The 18,522-nt window shown below is 61.9% G+C and carries 18 protein-coding genes and 1 other RNA gene; 13 read left to right on the forward strand and 6 right to left on the reverse strand.

What is annotated here, in order from left to right; all coding sequences use genetic code 11:
- Positions 1-13: 13 nt before the first annotated feature.
- The 5 genes from B0G71_RS02700 to ompA form a co-directional block, all read right to left on the reverse strand.
- Positions 14-373 (reverse strand): hypothetical protein, encoded by a 360-nt coding sequence (locus B0G71_RS02700; RefSeq protein ID WP_106283272.1) that lies wholly within the window; start codon positions 371-373, stop codon positions 14-16.
- Positions 374-645: 272 nt separating this feature from the next.
- Positions 646-1,015, reverse strand: a transfer-messenger RNA (tmRNA) gene (ssrA, locus tag B0G71_RS02705).
- Positions 1,016-1,131: 116 nt separating this feature from the next.
- Positions 1,132-1,845: a phosphoglycolate phosphatase gene (gene gph, locus B0G71_RS02710; protein ID WP_116139588.1), complete on the reverse strand. Its 714-nt coding sequence runs from the start codon at positions 1,843-1,845 to the stop codon at positions 1,132-1,134.
- A gap of 31 nt (positions 1,846-1,876) precedes the next feature.
- A complete protein-coding gene (gene ubiG, locus B0G71_RS02715; protein ID WP_116139590.1) occupies positions 1,877-2,575 on the reverse strand; it encodes a bifunctional 2-polyprenyl-6-hydroxyphenol methylase/3-demethylubiquinol 3-O-methyltransferase UbiG in 699 nt (232 codons plus the stop codon).
- A 194-nt stretch (positions 2,576-2,769) separates the two neighbouring features.
- On the reverse strand, positions 2,770-3,417 hold the full coding sequence (gene ompA / locus B0G71_RS02720) for an outer membrane protein OmpA (protein WP_012433983.1): 648 nt from the start codon (positions 3,415-3,417) through the stop codon (positions 2,770-2,772).
- 487 nt (positions 3,418-3,904) lie between these two features.
- On the opposite strand from ompA, the gene gyrA reads away from it, so the two are divergent.
- Entirely contained in the window at positions 3,905-6,541 is a 2,637-nt protein-coding gene (gene gyrA, locus B0G71_RS02725) for a DNA gyrase subunit A (protein WP_116139592.1), read from the forward strand.
- A gap of 123 nt (positions 6,542-6,664) precedes the next feature.
- Positions 6,665-7,267, forward strand: a complete 603-nt coding sequence (locus B0G71_RS02730; protein WP_106283267.1) for a DUF2059 domain-containing protein — start codon at positions 6,665-6,667, stop codon at positions 7,265-7,267.
- 6 nt (positions 7,268-7,273) lie between these two features.
- On the opposite strand, the gene B0G71_RS40870 is transcribed toward B0G71_RS02730, so the two are convergent.
- The gene (locus B0G71_RS40870) at positions 7,274-7,723 is read right to left on the reverse strand and encodes a hypothetical protein (protein WP_258875802.1); all 450 of its coding nucleotides are present in this window, start codon (positions 7,721-7,723) and stop codon (positions 7,274-7,276) included.
- Here B0G71_RS40870 and serC point away from each other — a divergent pair.
- The 11 genes from serC (at position 7,613) to lapB (ending at position 18,430) form a co-directional block, all read left to right on the forward strand.
- Positions 7,613-8,659 carry a 3-phosphoserine/phosphohydroxythreonine transaminase gene (gene serC / locus B0G71_RS02735; protein WP_258875474.1) on the forward strand — a complete coding sequence of 349 codons (1,047 nt, stop codon included), beginning with the start codon at positions 7,613-7,615 and terminating at the stop codon, positions 8,657-8,659. The two genes, B0G71_RS40870 and serC, sit on opposite strands and share 111 nt — an antisense overlap.
- Before the next feature lie 78 nt (positions 8,660-8,737).
- The gene (pheA, locus tag B0G71_RS02740; RefSeq protein ID WP_106283266.1) at positions 8,738-9,820 is read left to right on the forward strand and encodes a prephenate dehydratase; all 1,083 of its coding nucleotides are present in this window, start codon (positions 8,738-8,740) and stop codon (positions 9,818-9,820) included.
- A gap of 78 nt (positions 9,821-9,898) precedes the next feature.
- Positions 9,899-11,011, forward strand: coding sequence for a histidinol-phosphate transaminase (hisC, locus tag B0G71_RS02745; RefSeq protein WP_116139594.1), 1,113 nt, complete (start codon positions 9,899-9,901; stop codon positions 11,009-11,011).
- A 52-nt stretch (positions 11,012-11,063) separates the two neighbouring features.
- A complete protein-coding gene (locus B0G71_RS02750; RefSeq protein ID WP_116139596.1) occupies positions 11,064-12,005 on the forward strand; it encodes a prephenate dehydrogenase/arogenate dehydrogenase family protein in 942 nt (313 codons plus the stop codon).
- 18 nt (positions 12,006-12,023) lie between these two features.
- The gene (aroA, locus tag B0G71_RS02755; protein ID WP_116139598.1) at positions 12,024-13,328 is read left to right on the forward strand and encodes a 3-phosphoshikimate 1-carboxyvinyltransferase; all 1,305 of its coding nucleotides are present in this window, start codon (positions 12,024-12,026) and stop codon (positions 13,326-13,328) included.
- 35 nt (positions 13,329-13,363) lie between these two features.
- On the forward strand, positions 13,364-14,050 hold the full coding sequence (cmk, locus tag B0G71_RS02760) for a (d)CMP kinase (protein WP_116118029.1): 687 nt from the start codon (positions 13,364-13,366) through the stop codon (positions 14,048-14,050).
- A 164-nt stretch (positions 14,051-14,214) separates the two neighbouring features.
- Entirely contained in the window at positions 14,215-15,948 is a 1,734-nt protein-coding gene (gene rpsA, locus B0G71_RS02765; RefSeq protein ID WP_106283263.1) for a 30S ribosomal protein S1, read from the forward strand.
- Positions 15,949-15,969: 21 nt separating this feature from the next.
- Positions 15,970-16,293 (forward strand): integration host factor subunit beta, encoded by a 324-nt coding sequence (locus tag B0G71_RS02770; RefSeq protein WP_012433973.1) that lies wholly within the window; start codon positions 15,970-15,972, stop codon positions 16,291-16,293.
- Positions 16,294-16,440: 147 nt separating this feature from the next.
- Positions 16,441-16,632 (forward strand): hypothetical protein, encoded by a 192-nt coding sequence (locus B0G71_RS02775; protein ID WP_116139600.1) that lies wholly within the window; start codon positions 16,441-16,443, stop codon positions 16,630-16,632.
- A 260-nt stretch (positions 16,633-16,892) separates the two neighbouring features.
- Entirely contained in the window at positions 16,893-17,186 is a 294-nt protein-coding gene (locus tag B0G71_RS02780) for a lipopolysaccharide assembly LapA domain-containing protein (RefSeq protein WP_012433972.1), read from the forward strand.
- A 68-nt stretch (positions 17,187-17,254) separates the two neighbouring features.
- Positions 17,255-18,430, forward strand: a complete 1,176-nt coding sequence (gene lapB, locus B0G71_RS02785) for a lipopolysaccharide assembly protein LapB (protein ID WP_106283262.1) — start codon at positions 17,255-17,257, stop codon at positions 18,428-18,430.
- Positions 18,431-18,522 lie beyond the last annotated feature (92 nt).

Below are 18,522 nucleotides of genomic sequence, written 5' to 3' on the forward strand. Positions count from 1 at the left end.
GCGCGGCGCGCGCTTAAGGTTTTGCCGTGTGCCACATGTCTTTGAAGCCTTCTCCCTTCATGTCTCCCGCCTGCTTGTCCGCTGCGTAGCGATAGAGCGGATGCCCTTTGTACGCCCATTGCGGCTTGCCGTCCGCGCCGGTGATCACGGTCCAGTCGCCGGAGGGTTTGTCCGACGCGCTGGCCGTGGCCGCCGGCCAGTAGTTCATGCAGCCGCCCGTGCAGGCGCTCACGCCGGGTGTGGTGTCCTTGTCGAAGGTATAGAGCGTCATGCCGTCTGCATTGACGAAGCGTCCGTCCACGATCTTTGGCGCTTCGGCGAAAGCGCTTTGTTGCAGGGCGAGAAGTGCGAGGCAGAAAAGAGTTTTGCGCATGATGTCGGCTCCTGATCTTGGTGTTGGTCTCACGCGAGGCACGGCGTGCGCGCGTGAGGATCAAACGACTGAGCGGATGCGTTTATTCCAATCACTTCTTCATCTGAGGATCGCGATCGGGTCGGCCACGCGACGGCGCGCGGATGAGATAAGAAAAGGATAGTGCGGGAAAGCGCGCAGCGGGAAGGGCGCGAGGGATACGAAAAACCCGCAAGCAGCAGGCCGCTTACGGGTTTTCGATAAGACTTGCTGGTGCAGCGTGAAACATGTTCTGGTGGAGGCGGCGGGAATCGAACCCGCGTCCAGAAGCACTCTACGACTAGTTCTACATGTGTAGTTCTGTCTTTTGATTTAACCATAGTGACGCGGACGAACACGCTTCACTACGGCGATTCACTAGATTTTCGACCCGGATGTCGTGACACCACCCAAGCTTAACTGACGTATATGACCTCTGTCGGTATTGCTACCGGTCTTGCGACTCTAGCCCGTCAGTGAACTAGGCAGAGGACGGCGGCCCTTAGGCTGCCAGTGCGAACGTTTCGTCGTTTGCAGTTACGTTTTTCCCGCTGATTTACGAGGTGACGGGGCCTCGACATGCCCTAGCCGCTTCGCAACCCCTGTCGAAACCAGGTCGCCCCCGCGGTTCGTTGCTCAAATTTCTGAGCCAGACGCAGATTTTACAATAGTTTGACGGCTGCGTCCTGACTCATTGGCGCGGCCTTGGTTTTCGCCTTTGCGCCGGTCGACGTCGCGACTCAGCCGATGTCGCGCAGCAGCCTTTGCAATTCCGCCGGCGACTGGACGACGTGTTGCGCATGCCATTGCGTCGGCGGGATGTCGTTGCCGCAGTATCCGTACGCCGCCGCGACCGTCTTCATGCCGGCGGCGAAACCGGCCTGCACGTCGCGCAGATCGTCGCCCACGTAAACGATGCGCTCCGGCGCCACGTCCAGTTCGCGCGCCGCATGCAGTAACGGCGCCGGGTGCGGTTTCGAATGTGGCGTGGTGTCGCCGCTTACGACACAGCCCGCGCGCTCTTCGAGGCCGAGTTGTGCGATCAGCGGCTCGGTGAGCCGCGCCACCTTGTTCGTGACGATGCCCCAGCGCACACCGCGTGCGTCCAGTTCGTCGAGCATCTCGGGAATGCCCTGAAACAGTGTCGTCTCGATGCACAGATCCGCTTCGTAGTTGGCGAGGAATTCCTCGCGCATCGACGCGAATTCGTGACTATCGGGGCCGATCCCGAACGCGCCGCCGATCAGCCCACGCGCGCCCGCGGATGCGAGCGGCCGCAGATCTTCAAGCGGCACCATCTCGAGCCCGCGATCGTGGCGCATCTTGTTGACGGCCGCCGCGAGGTCGGGTGCGGTGTCGGCTAGCGTGCCGTCGAGGTCGAACAGGACGGCGTGGCAAAGACCGAGTGCGTCTTCATTGTCTTCGCGCTGGGGCAGGGGCGTGGGATCGCTCATTGGTTCGATAGGTCCGGCGGGTCGGGGCGGATCAAACGTCGCGGCGGCAGGCAAGCATGTAGTTCACGCTCGTGTCGGCGGACAGCGTGAAATGCTTGCTGAGCGGGTTATACACAATGCCTTTGATATCGGCCGTGCGCAGGTCGGCGCGGCGCACGAAGCTCGCCAGTTCCGATGGGCGAATGAAGCGTGCGTAGTCGTGCGTACCCTTGGGCAGCATGCGCGCGATGTATTCGGCGCCGATCACGGCGAACAGGTACGACTTCACATTGCGGTTCAGGGTGGAAAAAAACACCCAGCCGCCGGGTTTCACCAGCGTCTTGCACGCCTCGACGATGGCGGCGGGCTGAGGCACGTGCTCGAGCATTTCCATGCAGGTCACGACGTCGTATTTGGCGGGTTCGCGAGCGGCGAGCGCCTCGGCGGCGATCTCTTCGTAATCGACGGTTACACCGCTTTCAAGGCTGTGAAGATCGGCCACGCCCAGAGCCTGGGTCGACAGGTCGATACCTTTCACGTGGGCGCCCAGCCCGGCCATCGACTCGGACAGAATGCCGCCGCCGCAGCCTATATCCAGCACGGTCTTGCCCGCGAGATGCGCGTGTGCGTCGATCCAGCCCAGGCGAATCGGATTGAGTTCATGCAACGGCTTGAATTCGGCATTCGGGTCCCACCAACGGTGCGCGAGATCGCTAAATTTCTGCAGTTCGTGGGGATCGGCGTTGGTCATGGCGGAAGCTGCCTCGAAGAGAGCGGTGAGCGGGCGCTCGAGGATAAACCCTGAGTATATAGGTCGAGGGACTGGGCGGCAAAATGCCGCCCGCTCAAGGTCCGGGCCCGGTTCGGGATGCGGTGCCGAGCACCTCGCCGGACATAAAAAAAGCCCCGCCGAAGCGGGGCTTTGATACTGCGGTATTTTGTAGCTTACTGCTTCGAAGTACCGACAACTTCGACTTCCACGCGACGATCCGGTGCGAGGCAGGCGATAAGTTGCTTGCGGTTCTTCTGGTTGCAACCGGTCGTGACCGGGTTGCGCTTGCCCTTGCCTTCCGTATAGATACGGTTGGATTCGATGCCCTTGCTGACCAGGTATGCCTTCACAGCTTGAGCACGACGCAGCGACAGACGGTCGTTGTACTTGTCCGAACCGATACGGTCCGTGTAACCCGTTGCGACGACGACTTCGAGGTTCAGCGCGCCGATCTTCGATGCCAGATCGTCCAGCTTTTCCTTGCCGGCCGGCTTCAGGATGGCCTTGTCGAAGTCGAACAGTGCGTCAGCTTGATACGTAATCTTCTGGCTCGTAATAGCCGGTGCAGGTGCGACCGGAGCCGGCGGAGTCGGAGCTTGAGCAACCAGAGCGCCATCGCACTTTGCGTTGGCCGTTGCCGGCGTCCAGAACGCATCGCGCCAGCACAGCTCATTCGTGCCGTTCATCCACACGTATTCGCCGGTACCATTCACCCAGTTGTCGTTCGTAGCTTGTCGCGACGCCGGCACCGACTGTGCCATGGCGGATGCAGCCATAACCGCGGTAGCTGCAATGAACGCGAGCTTTGAAAGTTTATTCATATTTCTCCTCTCGAAATTGAGATTACCGCAGGTTTACTGCGAGCCTGTTGACGAAGACAAGTCATACATTGCTCGAAGTATAACATCGGTGTAGAACAAAAAACGTGCTGTGTAGACTTCGAGCAGTGTCTAACTCTTTGTGCGTTGGCATTTTGCCATATCGTTCCCGTCCAACGATAAAAAAATCTGCCCCCGATCGAATCACCCTCCAATTGTGGTGCATGCGCAACAGAAGTAATCCTCTGGAGGCTCCGCCAGTCATGGCTGAGCGGCGAATTGCCCCACGCACGAATCGAGCCTGACCAGTCTCAAAAAAGGAGCGCCGACGAGCGCCTCGTGTGCACCCTACTAATAGGTATACGTACGTTCGTCGGGGGCGGATTCGCGGCATGTTAGAATCGCGTGATGCGTTGCGCCTGCAATGCTTACGCGAAGGCGCGGCGAATTGAAGTTAAGCCGTCGTCTTGGCACGTAAAAGATACGGATAATGGATCAATTCGCCAAAGAGACTCTGCCAATCTCCCTAGAGGAGGAAATGCGCCGTTCGTATCTCGATTACGCGATGAGCGTGATCGTGGGGCGTGCGCTTCCCGATGTTCGCGATGGCCTGAAGCCGGTGCACCGGCGCGTGCTGTACGCGATGCACGAACTGAACAACGACTGGAACCGGGCGTACAAGAAGTCGGCGCGTATTGTCGGCGACGTCATCGGTAAATATCACCCGCACGGCGATACGGCTGTTTACGACACCATCGTCCGGATGGCGCAAGACTTCTCGCTGCGCTACATGCTGGTGGACGGTCAGGGCAACTTCGGCTCGGTCGACGGCGACAACGCCGCGGCGATGCGGTACACCGAAATCCGCATGGCGAAGATCGGCCACGAACTGCTGGCCGACATTGACAAGGAAACGGTCGATTTCACGCCGAACTACGACGGCAGCGAAAACGAACCGGCCATCCTGCCGGCGCGCATTCCCAATCTTCTGATCAATGGCTCGTCGGGCATTGCCGTCGGCATGGCGACCAACATCCCGCCGCACAACCTCAACGAGGTTGTCGACGCGTGCCAGCATCTGCTCAAGAACCCGGAAGCCACGATCGACGAACTGATCGAGATCATTCCGGCACCGGATTTCCCGACCGCCGGCATCATCTACGGCGTGGCCGGCGTGCGCGACGGCTATCGCACCGGCCGCGGCCGCGTGGTGATGCGCGCGCTCACGCACTTCGAGGAAATCGACCGCGGTCAGCGCATGTCGATCATCGTCGACGAACTGCCGTACCAGGTGAACAAGCGCTCACTTCTGGAGCGCATCGCCGAACTGGTCAACGAGAAGAAGCTCGAAGGCATCTCCGACATCCGCGACGAGTCCGACAAGAGCGGCATGCGCGTCGTGATCGAGCTCAAGCGCGGCGAAGTGCCGGAAGTCGTTCTGAACAATCTGTACAAGGCGACCCAGCTTCAGGACACCTTCGGCATGAACATGGTCGCGCTGGTCGACGGCCAGCCGAAGCTGCTGAACCTGAAGGAAATGCTGTCGTGCTTCCTGTCGCATCGCCGGGAAGTGCTGACGCGGCGCACTGTATACGAACTGCGCAAGGCGCGTGAACGCGGCCACGTGCTCGAAGGTCTGGCGGTTGCGCTCGCCAACATCGACGAGTTCATCGCGATCATCAAAGCCGCGCCGACTCCGCCGATCGCCAAGCAGGAATTGATGGCGCGTCCGTGGGATTCGTCGCTGGTGCGCGAAATGTTGTCGCGCGCTGAGACGGAAAACGCGACGGCGGGCGGTCGCGAAGCCTATCGTCCTGACGGATTGAATCCGTCGTTCGGTATGCAGTCCGACGGCCTCTACCGTCTGTCCGACACCCAGGCTCAGGAAATTCTGCAGATGCGTCTGCAGCGCCTCACTGGCCTGGAGCAGGACAAGATCATCGGCGAGTACCGCGAAGTGATGGCGCAAATCGCCGACCTGCTGGACATTCTGGCTCGCCCGGAGCGTATTACGGCGATCATCGTCGACGAACTCACGTCGATCAAAGCGGAATTCGGCGACGCGCGCCGCTCGAAGATCGAGCTGAACGCCACCGAATTGAACACCGAAGACCTGATCACCCCGCAGGAAATGGTCGTGACTATGTCGCACGCCGGCTACGTGAAATCGCAGCCGCTGTCCGAATACAGCGCGCAGAAGCGTGGTGGCCGCGGCAAGCAGGCCACGGCCATGAAGGAAGACGACTGGATCGACACGCTGTTCATCGCGAACACGCACGATCACATTCTGTGCTTCTCGAATCGCGGCCGCGTCTACAGCGTGAAGGTTTATGAAGTGCCGCAAGGTTCGCGGAACTCGCGCGGCCGTCCGATCATCAATATCTTCCCGCTTCAGGAAGGCGAAAAGATTACGGTTGTTCTGCCGGTGAAGGAATTCTCTGCTGACAAGTTCGTCTTTATGGGCACCGCGTTAGGAACCGTAAAAAAGACGCCGCTTGAAGCCTTTGGCCGCGTGTTGCGCAAGGGTATTATTGCGGTCGGTCTGGATGACGGCGACTACCTGATCGGCGCCGCCATTACCGACGGCCAGCACGACGTGATGCTGTTCTCGGATTCCGGCAAGGCGGTTCGCTTCGACGAAAACGACGTGCGCCCGATGGGCCGCGAAGCGCGCGGCGTGCGGGGCATGCAGCTCGAGGAAGGTCAAAACGTGATCGCGCTGCTGGTGGCCGGCGACGAGCAGCAGTCGGTGCTCACCGCAACGGAAAACGGTTTCGGCAAGCGCACGCCGATCACCGAATACACCCGTCATGGTCGCGGCACGAAGGGCATGATCGCGATCCAGACGTCGGAGCGTAACGGCAAGGTCGTGGCCGCGACGCTGGTGGATCAGGAAGCGCAGATCATGCTGATCACCAATACCGGCGTACTGATCCGTACGCGGGTCTCGGAAATTCGAGAGATGGGACGCGCAACCCAAGGTGTTACACTCATCAGCCTTGACGAAGGGACCAAGCTTTCAGGTCTGCAACAGGTTGCTGAGGCCGAGGCAGAAAGTGATGCGGAAGGCGACGCCGAAGGTCCCGCAGAAAGTGACAACGGTGGCGAAGAGGGCGGTGCGGCCTGATTCGCATCAGCGCCTTACAGTCTCAGTGATTAGTTGAAAGCTGCGCCGGGAATAATGGCGTGTCGGGCTGATACGTGTCCCGCGCGGCTTGCTGCTCAAGTTCATTTCTATTAGGGAGTAATGATGCAAAAACGATTCAAACAACTGATGTTGCTGGCTGCCCTCGTGCCGACCTTTGCCATGGCTCAAGCGCTTCAGAGCTCGGCTCCGGCGGCTCCGGCTACTGCCGCAGCACCGGTTGATCCGGCCAAGCAGGCTGCAATCAAGGACCTGTTGGACGCAATCGACGCGCAGAAGCTCGTCGGTGCGATCGGCAACAGCGCCCAGATGCAAGCCAAGCAGCTGGTTCCGGCTATCCTGTCGGACGCATTGAGCGAAAACAAGACGATGACGGACAAGCAGAAGCAGGCTTCCGTCCCGACGCTGCAAAAGAATGCAGTGCCGAAGCTGGTTGACGGCGCAGGCCAGGTGTTCGCCACGGACAATTTCCGTCAGGACGCCATGCAAGCTCAGTACGACGCTTACGCGAAGTACTACAGCACGTCGGAAATCAAGGATCTGACGGCGTTCTACAAGAGCCCGACCGGCCGCAAGTTCATCCAGGTGCAAGACCAGGTTGGCCGCGACGTCGTGAACGGCTTGATGCAAAAGTACATGCCGCAATCGATCAAGGCAACGCGTGACCAGGCCGACAAGGAAGTCGCTTCGGTCAAGCCGGCCAAGTAAGTCTGGTCAACAGACAAAAGGTCGAAAGGCCGCGCTGACATCGCGCCAGCCGCCGCCCGGCAGGTTCGCCTCGTAGGCTGTATGGCGCGCCGGGTTTGGCGGCATTGCGTTGACAATGCGATAATGGCCGTTTGCGCACACGCGCAGACGGCCATTTTCTTTTTCGGCGCGAAATGGTCTGAAATCCGCGTCAGAAAATCGCGCCGGCAAAATTGCGTGGTCAGCGTCGTGGCGGTTGTTTCCTCGGCTGCCAACTTCGCCGATCTTTGCGCGCTCTTCTTTTTTTGCGCCTGCTTCCAGGATCTCACGATGCGCGTCTTTAATTTCTCCGCCGGCCCTGCGGCCATGCCCGAAGAAGTGCTGCGTCAAGCCGCCGACGAAATGCTCGATTGGCAAGGCAGCGGCATGAGCGTGATGGAAATGAGCCATCGCGGGAAAGAGTTCATGTCGATCCACGAGGAAGCGCTCGTCGATTTGCGCGACTTGCTCGACGTGCCGGCAAGCCATCGCATTCTGTTCCTGCAAGGCGGTGGTCTCGGCGAGAACGCAATCGTACCGATGAATCTGATGGGCGCGAAGCCGCGCGCGGATTTCGTCGTAACGGGTTCCTGGTCGCAGAAGTCGTTCAAGGAAGCGCAGAAGTACGGTACCGTGCATCTGGCGGCGAGCGGTCATACGGCGGACGGTTTCACGCGCGCACCCGCCCGCTCCGAATGGCAACTGTCGGACGACCCGGCTTACGTGCATCTGTGCACGAACGAGACGATCCACGGCGTCGAAACTTTCGAGATTCCCGATCTCGGCGATATTCCGCTCGTGGCCGACGCCTCGTCACACATCCTGTCGCGTCCCATGGACATCGCCAAATACGGCGTGCTGTTCGGCGGCGCGCAGAAGAACATCGGCATGGCCGGCGTGACCGTGGTGATCGTGCGCGAGGACATGCTGGATCGCGCGCAATCGATCTGCCCGTCGGCGTTCGAATGGAAGACCGTCGCCGAGAACAATTCGATGTACAACACGCCGCCCACTTATGCGATCTACATCGCCGGGCTGGTGTTCAAGTGGTTGAAGAAGCAGGGCGGCCTGGCCGCGATCGAAGCGCGTAATGTCGAGAAGTCGAAACTGCTGTACGACGCGATCGACTCGAGCAGCTTCTATCTGAACAAGGTCGAACGTGGCTCGCGCTCGCGGATGAACGTACCGTTCTTCCTCGCGGACGAGTCGCGCAACGAGGATTTCCTGGCCGGCGCGAAAGCGCGGGGAATGGTGCAGCTGAAGGGCCACAAGTCCGTCGGCGGCATGCGGGCGTCGATTTATAACGCCGTCCCGCTCGAGGGCGTCAAAGCGCTTGTCGAATACATGAAGGAATTCGAACAGCGCAGCGCCTGAGCCACACGGGCTAGCAGGCGCGCGCATCCTTTCCAGCACGCATTTTTGCAGCAGCTACCGGCAGGGCCGTTTTCACGCATGGACGACGAACTCAATACCCGACTCAAACCGCTTCGCGAACGCATCGACGCGCTCGACGCGCAGCTGATCGCGCTTCTCAATCAGCGCGCCGCCGTGGCGCTCGAAGTGGGCGAGGTCAAGAAGCATTTCAACGCGCCGGTGTTCCGCCCCGAGCGCGAGCAACAGGTGATTGCGCGCCTGCAGGACATGAGCGAGGGGCCGCTCGCGAGCGAGCATATCAGCGCGATCTGGCGCGAGATCATGGCCGCGAGCCGCGCGCTCGAGAAGACCATCAAGGCCGCGTATCTCGGCCCGGTCGGCACTTATAGCGAACAGGCGATGCATGAGTACTTCGGTCAGTCGATCGAAGGCCTGCCATGTCCGTCGATCGACGAAGTGTTCCGTTCGGTCGAAGCCGGCGCCGCGGAATTCGGCGTCGTGCCGGTCGAGAATTCGACCGAAGGCGCCGTGTCGCGCACGCTCGATCTGCTGCTGCAAACGCAACTCACGATCGGCGGCGAACTGGCTTTGCCGATTCACCACAATCTGTTGACGCTGAACGGCGGACTCACGGGCGTGACGCGCGTGTGCGCGCATGCGCAGGCGCTCGCCCAGTGCCAGCGCTGGCTGTCGACCAACGCGCCGCATCTCGAACGCCAGGCGGTGTCGAGCAACGCGGAAGCGGCGCGCATGGCAGCGGAAGATCCGAGCGTGGCGGCGATCGCCGGCGATCGCGCGGCGACCCATTACGGCCTGCAAGTCGCGTATGCGCTGATTCAGGACGATCCGCACAACCGCACCCGCTTCGTGATGATCGGCAAGCAGCCGGCCGGTCCGAGCGGTTACGACCAGACTTCGCTGATCGTGTCGGTCGTCAACGAACCGGGCGCGATGGTCAAACTGCTGGAACCGCTGGCGCGTCACAGCGTGTCCATGACGCGCTTCGAATCGCGCCCGGCGCGCGTCGGCACGTGGGAGTACTACTTCTACATCGACGTCGAAGGCCATCGCGACGATCCGGCGGTTGCCGCCGCGCTCGCCGAACTTGGCGAGAAGGCCGCGTTCCTGAAGATTCTGGGCTCGTATCCACGCGCCCGCTAATGATATTCGCGCGGCGGCCCGCGGCATCACGCAGCGGCCGTCGCGCCTTCAATTACTCATAGTCGTTCGGAGATTTTCATGACAGCGCCTTTCGGTCCTTCCTACGTGCGCGCGATTGCGCCTTACACTGCAGGCAAACCGATTTCGGAAGTGGCCCGCGAGTTCGGTCTGGACGAAGCGACCATCGTGAAACTCGCATCGAACGAAAATCCGCTCGGCATGCCGGAGTCGGCGCAACGCGCCATGGCGCGGGCCGCAAGCGAACTGGGCCGTTACCCGGACGCAAATGCGTTCGAATTGAAGGCTGCGCTGAGCGAGCGTTACGGCGTGCCCGCCGATTGGGTCACGCTTGGTAACGGCAGCAACGACATCCTGGAAATCGCCGCGCACGCGTTCGTGGAAAAGGGTCAGTCGATCGTCTACGCGCAGTACTCGTTCGCGGTTTACGCGTTGGCCACGCAAGGCTTAGGCGCGCGCGCGATCGTCGTGCCGGCCGTCAAATACGGTCACGATCTCGACGCCATGCTCGCCGCTGTCACCGACGACACGCGCCTGATTTTCGTCGCCAATCCGAACAACCCGACCGGCACGTTCATCGAAGGCCCGAAGCTCGAGGCGTTTCTCGACAAGGTGCCGCGTCACGTGGTCGTCGTGCTGGACGAGGCGTACACGGAATATCTGCCGGAAGAACAGCGCTACGACGCGATTGCGTGGGTGCGCCGCTATCCGAATCTGCTGGTGTCGCGCACGTTTTCGAAGGCTTTCGGCCTCGCGGGTTTGCGCGTGGGTTTCGCGATCGCGCAACCTGAGTTGACCGATTTGCTGAATCGCGTGCGTCAGCCGTTCAACGTGAACACGCTCGCGCAAGCCGCGGCGATCGCCGCGCTGAACGATAAGGCGTTTCTGGAAAAGAGCGCCGCGCTGAACGCGCAGGGCTATCGCCGTCTGACCGAAGCGTTCGACAAGCTCAACCTGGAGTATGTGCCGTCGCACGGCAACTTCGTGCTGGTGCGCGTCGGCAACGACGACGCGGCCGGCAACCGCGTCAACCTCGAATTGCTGAAACAAGGCGTGATCGTGCGTCCAGTCGGCAACTACGGTTTGCCGCAGTGGCTGCGTATCACGATCGGCCTGCCGGAAGAAAACGAAGCATTCATCGCGGCGCTCGAAAAGACGCTCGCCGCCGCGTAAGCGGTAACCCTGGACCCGCGCGCCTCGTCGGCATGAAAGGCGCGCTTTATTTGTGACCGACGTGGCCGCGTTTTCATTTAACAAGCTGGTAATTTTCGGTGTCGGCCTGATCGGCGGATCGCTCGCGCGTGCGTTGCGCGAACGTGGCGAGGCCGACGGCGCGCGCAAGGTGATTGGTGTGGGGCGTTCGTCCGCGTCGACTGAGCGTGCTCTGGAACTGGGTGTGATCGACGGCACGGCCGCGCTAAACGACGACGCCGCGCTCAGTGAAGCGCTTCGTGGCGCCGACTTCGTGCTGCTGGCCGCGCCCGTTGCGCAGACGCAGCCGCTGCTCGAACGCATCGCGCCGTTCCTCGATGCCGCGACGATCGTCACCGACGCCGGCAGCACCAAGTCGGACGTGGTCGCCGCAGCCCGGGCGGCGCTTGGCGCACGCATCGGCCAGTTCGTGCCGGGGCATCCGATCGCCGGCCGCGAAGCCAGCGGCGTGGAAGCAGCCTTGCCTGATCTGTATGTCGGCCGCAATGTGGTGTTGTGCCCGCTGCCTGAGAATGCGCCGGCAGACGTGGAGCGCGTCGCGGCGATGTGGCGCGCCACCGGCGCGCTCGTGCGCAACATGGCGCCCGAGCAGCACGACCGCGTGTTCGCGTCGGTCAGCCATTTGCCGCACGTGCTCTCGTTCGCGCTGGTCGAGCAGATTCTCAATTCGTCCGACGCCGCGTTGAAATTCTCGTTTGCCGCGGGCGGTTTCCGCGACTTCACGCGCATTGCCGCGTCGAGCCCGGAAATGTGGCGTGACGTGTGCGTCGCCAACCGCGTCGCGTTGCTCGACGAACTCGACGCCTACACGGCCGTGCTCGCGCGTCTGCGCGCGGCCATCGAAGCCGCCGACGGCGCCGCCCTCGAAGCCGTGTTCGCGCGCTCGCGCGTGGCGCGCACCGAATGGCAGGAACAACGCGCGGCCGGCGTCGCGAACAGCGACGCGTCGAAATAACCGGAACTGGACTCAATCATGGAATTCCTCGATCTCGGACCGTTTTCCCGCGCGTCTGGCACGATTCGTCTGCCTGGCTCGAAGAGCATTTCGAACCGGGTGCTGCTGCTCGCCGCGCTCGCCGAAGGCGAGACGACGATCACGAATCTGCTCGACTCCGACGACACCCGCGTGATGCTCGACGCGCTCGAAAAGCTCGGCGTGCGTCTGAAGCGCGAGGGCGACACCTGCGTCGTGACCGGCACGCGCGGCGCGTTCACGGCGCGCACGGCCGATCTGTTTCTCGGCAATGCCGGCACGGCGGTGCGTCCGTTGACGGCAGCGCTGGCGGTCAACGGGGGCGACTATCGCATTCACGGCGTTCCGCGCATGCACGAGCGGCCGATCGGCGATCTGGTCGACGGACTGCGCCAGCTTGGCGCGAAGATCGACTACGAAGAGAACGATGGCTATCCGCCGCTGCGGATTCGCCCGGGGCGGATCAACGCCGACGCGCCCATCACCGTGCGCGGCGACGTGTCGAGCCAGTTCCTGACCTCGCTGCTCATGACGCTGCCGCTTCTGCGCACCGAAAGCGGCGTGAACACCGTGCAGGTGGATGGCGAACTGATTTCGAAGCCGTATATCGAGATCACGATCAAGCTGATGGAGCGCTTCGGCATCAAGGTCGAGCGTCACGAATGGCATCGGTTCGTGGTGCCCGCGGGGCAGCGGTATCAGTCGCCGGGCACGATCATGGTGGAGGGCGATGCGTCGTCCGCTTCGTATTTCCTCGCGGCCGGCGCGCTCGGCGGCGGCCCGCTGAAAGTGGAGGGCGTCGGCCGGGCCAGCATCCAGGGCGACGTCGGTTTTGCCGATGCGCTCATCAAGATGGGCGCGAACCTGCAGATGGGCGACGACTGGATCGAAGTGCGCGGCGTCGGCCACGACAGCGGCAAGCTCGAACCGATCGACATGGACTGCAACCTGATTCCCGACGCCGCGATGACGATCGCCGTCGCGGCGCTGTTCGCGGACGGCGCGACCACGCTGCGCAATATCGCCAGCTGGCGCGTGAAGGAAACCGACCGGCTCGCCGCGATGGCGACGGAGCTGCGCAAGGTCGGCGCCAAGGTGCAGGAAGGCGAGGATTACCTCGTTATCGAACCACCTGAAAAGTTGACTCCGAACGCCGCGATCGACACGTACGACGATCATCGCATGGCCATGTGCTTCTCTCTGGTGAGCCTCGGCGGCGTGCCGGTGCGGATCAACGACCCAAAGTGCGTCGGCAAGACGTTTCCCGATTATTTCGAGCGCTTTACCGCGCTCGCCCAACCCTGATTCGATTTCGAATCGACTGACGTGCGACTTTTTCGATGAAACCGACCCGTCCCTTTCACCAGACGCCCGTCATTACGATCGACGGCCCGAGTGCCTCCGGCAAAGGCACCGTGGCCGCGCTGGTGGCCGCGAGCCTCGGCTTCCACTTGCTGGACAGCGGCGCGCTGTACCGTCTCGCCGCGCTCGCGAGCCTGCGCTACGACATCGCGGCCGACGACGCCGACGCCCTTGTAAAACTGATCGACGACCTGCACATCACCTTTCGCGAGGGACTGGCGCAGCTCGACGGCGTCGACGTTTCCGCTGAGATTCGCGCCGAGGAAGTCGGCGCCCGCGCTTCGGCGATCGCCGTGCACGCACCGGTGCGCACCGCACTGGTGGCGCGGCAGCGGGCTTTCCGTAAGGAACCGGGGCTGGTCGCCGACGGCCGCGACATGGGCACGGTGATCTTCCAGGACGCCGTGCTGAAGGTGTTCATGACAGCCAGCGTGGAGGCCCGCGCGGCGCGCCGGCATAAGCAATTGATCCAAAAAGGATTTTCTGCTAATATAGATGACTTGCTCCGGGATTTGCGTGAGCGCGATGAGCGTGACAGTCAGCGCGCAGCCGCGCCACTCAAGCCCGCGGCGGATGCAAAGCTGCTTGATACCTCGGCATTGTCGGTCGACCAGGCGGTCGAGCAAGTGGTGCAGTGGTATGAAGCTTTAGTCCCACATGCCTGATGAAAGTACGCGTTGTGCTTCAGGCGTGGGCGCAGTAGAAGTCCGTTGTCAGTAGGTGCTTTGCGATCGTCGTGAAGCGTTGTGTTTAACCCTATAACCCCGCGTGGCATTCGCACTCTAGCCGAAATTGCTGACCGTCCGGCCAGCCGGGCACCGCGAGAACCATGCAAATTTTGATTTTTATGTCCGACCTGCAAACCTCTACCCCGAATACCGAATCTTTTGCGGCTCTGTTCGAAGAGTCGCTGACCAAGCAAGACATGCGCGCCGGCGAAGTGATCTCCGCCGAAGTCGTGCGTGTTGACCACAACTTCGTGGTCGTCAACGCTGGTCTCAAGTCCGAAGCCTACATCCCGCTCGAAGAGTTCCTGAACGACGCGGGCGAGGTAGAAGTGCAGGCGGGCGACTTCGTTTCCGTCGCGATCGACGCGCTGGAAAACGGCTATGGCGACACGATCCTGTCGCGCGACAAGGCTAAGCGTCTGGCTTCGTGGCTGTCGCTGGAAAAGGCTCTCGACAACAACGAACTCGTGACCGGCACGATCACGGGCAAGGTCAAGGGCGGCATGACCGTCATGGTCAACGGCATCCGCGCGTTCCTGCCGGGTTCGCTGGTCGACACGCGTCCGGTCAAGGACACGACCCCGTACGAAGGCAAGACGCTGGAATTCCGCGTCATCAAGCTCGACCGCAAGCGTAACAACGTCGTGCTGTCGCGCCGTGCTGTGATCGAAGCGACCCAAGGCGAAGAGCGCGCAAAGCTGCTCGAAACGCTGAAGGAAGGCGCGATCGTGGAAGGCGTGGTGAAGAACATCACGGATTACGGCGCGTTCGTGGACCTCGGCGGTATCGACGGCCTGCTGCACATCACCGACATCGCATGGCGTCGTGTGCGTCACCCGAGCGAAGTGCTGTCGGTTGGCCAGGAAGTCACCGCGAAGATCCTCAAGTTCGACCAAGAGAAGAACCGCGTTTCGCTGGGTATCAAGCAACTGGGCGACGATCCGTGGGAAGGCATCTCGCGCCGTTACCCGTCGGGCACGCGCCTGTTCGGTAAGGTCACCAACATCACCGACTACGGCGCATTCGTCGAAGTCGAATCGGGCATCGAAGGCCTGGTTCACGTGTCGGAAATGGACTGGACGAACAAGAACGTTGCACCGTCGAAGGTTGTGCAACTGGGCGACGAAGTCGAAGTCATGGTTCTGGAAATCGACGAAGACCGCCGCCGTATCAGCCTCGGCATGAAGCAGTGCAAGCCGAACCCGTGGGACGACTTCAGCCGCAACTTCAAGAAGGGCGACAAGCTGCAAGGCGCGATCAAGTCCATTACGGACTTCGGCGTCTTCATCGGTCTGCCGGGCGGCATCGACGGTCTGGTTCACCTGTCGGACCTGTCGTGGTCGGAAACGGGCGAAGAAGCAGTTCGCAAGTACAAGAAGGGCGACGAAGTGGAAGCGATCGTTCTCGGCATCGACGTCGAGAAGGAACGCATTTCGCTGGGCATCAAGCAGCTCGAAGGCGACCCGTTCAGCAACTTCGTTGCAATGAACGACAAGGGTTCGATCGTCGACGGCGTGGTCAAGACGGTGGACGCGAAGGGTGCTGTGGTTCAGCTGTCGACGGAAGTCGAAGGCTACCTGCGTGCTTCGGAAATCGCACAAGACCGCGTGGAAGATGCTCGCAACGTGCTGAAGGAAGGCGACAAGGTCAACGCGATGATCATCAACATCGATCGCAAGTCGCGTGGCATCAACCTGTCGATCAAGGCCAAGGATTCGGCTGAGCAGCAGGAAGCGATTCGTGGCCTGGCTTCGTCGGACTCGAGCTCGGCTGCCACCGGCACGACGAACCTCGGCGCGCTGCTGAAGGCCAAGCTCGACGGCCAGAACCAGTAAGTCTGAGAGGTCTGCTGCAGTATGACCAAATCGGAATTGGTCGCCCAACTGGCTGCGCGATTTCCGCAACTTGTCCTTAAAGATGCGGATTTCGCGGTGAAGACGATGCTCGATGCGATGTCGGAGGCACTTGCCAACGGTCACCGCATCGAAATTCGCGGCTTCGGCAGCTTCGGCCTTAACCGCCGTCCCTCCCGCGTCGGGCGTAATCCGAAGTCGGGCGAGAAGGTGCTGGTACCTGAGAAGTACGTACCGCACTTCAAGCCGGGCAAGGAGTTGCGTGAACGGGTAGATCGTCGCGCGGGTGAGCCGTTGAAGGCCGAAGAGCCGGATGACGACCTGTAAATGCTTCGCTGTGCCGTTTGCAGCGTGGCATTGGTAGCGTCAGCGGCCAAAGCCAGTCGGCAAAAGACCAGAAAAAGCGCCTTCGGGCGTTTTTTTTCGCCTGTATGTTGGCGTTTTGCTCGGCGGCGTGTCGCCCGGGGCCGGCGCGTGGCCGACAAGCGTGGCGCGCGAGCACGCCCGCAGCTCGTGTTCATGCGTAACGCGCAACTGCAGCAAGGCTTGCGCGGCGGCACACGTACCGCGAGCGCGCAAGCCGGCGTGGCAAACACGTACGGCGCGCGAACGGGCGGACAGACGCCCTCGCAGGCAAGCAAGGCCCACCGCACGCCGCCACGATGATCCGCATGCAAGCACCGCGCTGCCTGCAAGCACGCAAGCCGGCACGGCCCGCGAACACAGCCGCTGAGCGCTAACCCACCGCCGCACCCGCTCACCTACCGCCCAAACAAGACAACCTCCCATAACCCCTCAATCCCCCACTTCCTGCCCAGCCGCGAGGGCTTCAATTACAATACGGGTCACTTCGGCGCGGGCAACACCGTGGCGCGACGCGTCATCAAGCCGGCGTCACCCCGCAACTGCCGTCAAGAGACCTATTCATGAAATTTATCGTCTGGCTGATCCGTGTGCTGGTGTTCGTGCTGCTGCTGGTGCTGGCGCTCGCCAATACACAACCTGCTACGCTGAATTTCCTCGCCGGCTACGCATGGTCGGCGCCGTTGATCCTGATCGGCCTCGCGTTCTTCGTGGTGGGGCTGCTGGCCGGGCTGGTGTCGTCGATGCCGGCCATGCTGCGCTTGCGCATGGAAAATGGCCGGCTCAAGCGCGAGTTGCGGGTGGCGCGCGAAACCCCGGTCGTGGTCGAACAACCGCCTATGCCGCCGCTGATCTGAATGCCTTGCGCCGCGCGTTTTGAACGCGGCTTTCCGTCTTCGCTTTCCCGCACATTTGCATTAATCGCATGGATCTAGACTTCTGGTGGCTGCTCGTCATACCCGTCGCGTTCGCGTTCGGCTGGATGGCCGCGCGCTACGACCTCAAGACGCTGCTGTCCGAAAGCGCCAACCTGCCGCGCTCGTATTTTCGCGGCCTGAATTTCCTGCTCAACGAGCAGCCGGACCAGGCGATCGACGCGTTCATCGAAGTGGTCAAGCTCGATCCGGAAACAGTCGAGTTGCACTTCGCGTTGGGTAATCTGTTCCGGCGCCGCGGCGAAACGGATCGCGCGATTCGCGTGCACCAGAACCTGTTGAGCCGCGCCGACCTGCCGGTCAGCGAGCGCGATCATGCGCTTTACGAGTTGGGGCAAGACTTCCTGAAGGCGGGCCTACTCGATCGCGCGGAAGAAACGTTCCGCTCGCTCGAAACCGGCGACTACGCGTTGGGCGCACAGCGCGCGCTCCTCACCATCTACGAAATCGAGAAGGACTGGGTCAAGTCGATCGACACCGCCCGTCATCTGGAAACGATGGGCGCCGAGTCGCTCGATAAGGAAATCGCGCAATTCCACTGCGAACTCGCCCAGGAAGCGCTACAACAGAAGAAGCCGGACGAAGCCCGCCGGCAGCTCGGCTTCGCGCTGAAGGCGAACCCCACCAACGTACGTGCCACGATCCTGTTCGGCGACGTCGACGCGGCCGGCGGCGCGCAGGAAGCGGCGATCGCCCAATGGCGTCGGGTGGAAGAGCAGAATCCGGCCTATCTGCCGCTGGTCGCGGAAAAGCTGATGAAGGCCTACGAGGCGCTCGGCCGCCCGCAAGATGGCGCCGATCTGCTCACCACGTGGGTGGACCGCTATCCGACCAACGATCTGCTCGATGTCGCCTATCAGCACGTCGCATCGCTGCGCGGACCTGACGCCGCCCACGCGCTGGCGCGCTCGCAAATGCAGAAGTCGCCGAATCTGGCGGGCATGACGCGGCTGCTCGAGGCGCAGCAAGCCGTCGCGGAAGAACCGCGGCGCAGCGAACTCGAACTGATGCGCACGTTGATCCGTCAGCGCACCAAAAATCTGCCACGGTATACGTGCCAGAATTGCGGTTTCAGGGCGCGGCTTTTCTACTGGCAGTGCCCGGGTTGCAGCGGTTGGGAAACCTATGCGCCGCGCCGCGTCGAGCCGATCACCGCATCGAACTGATGCTCGCGCGGCAACGACGGTGACGCCGGTTTCCGGCGCACGGTCGCGCCGCCGCCCGACGTATGGCAACCGCCCCTGCGCGGGCGGATTTC

It is taken from the genome of Paraburkholderia sp. BL27I4N3, from assembly GCF_003386115.1.
GTDB lineage: Bacteria > Pseudomonadota > Gammaproteobacteria > Burkholderiales > Burkholderiaceae > Paraburkholderia.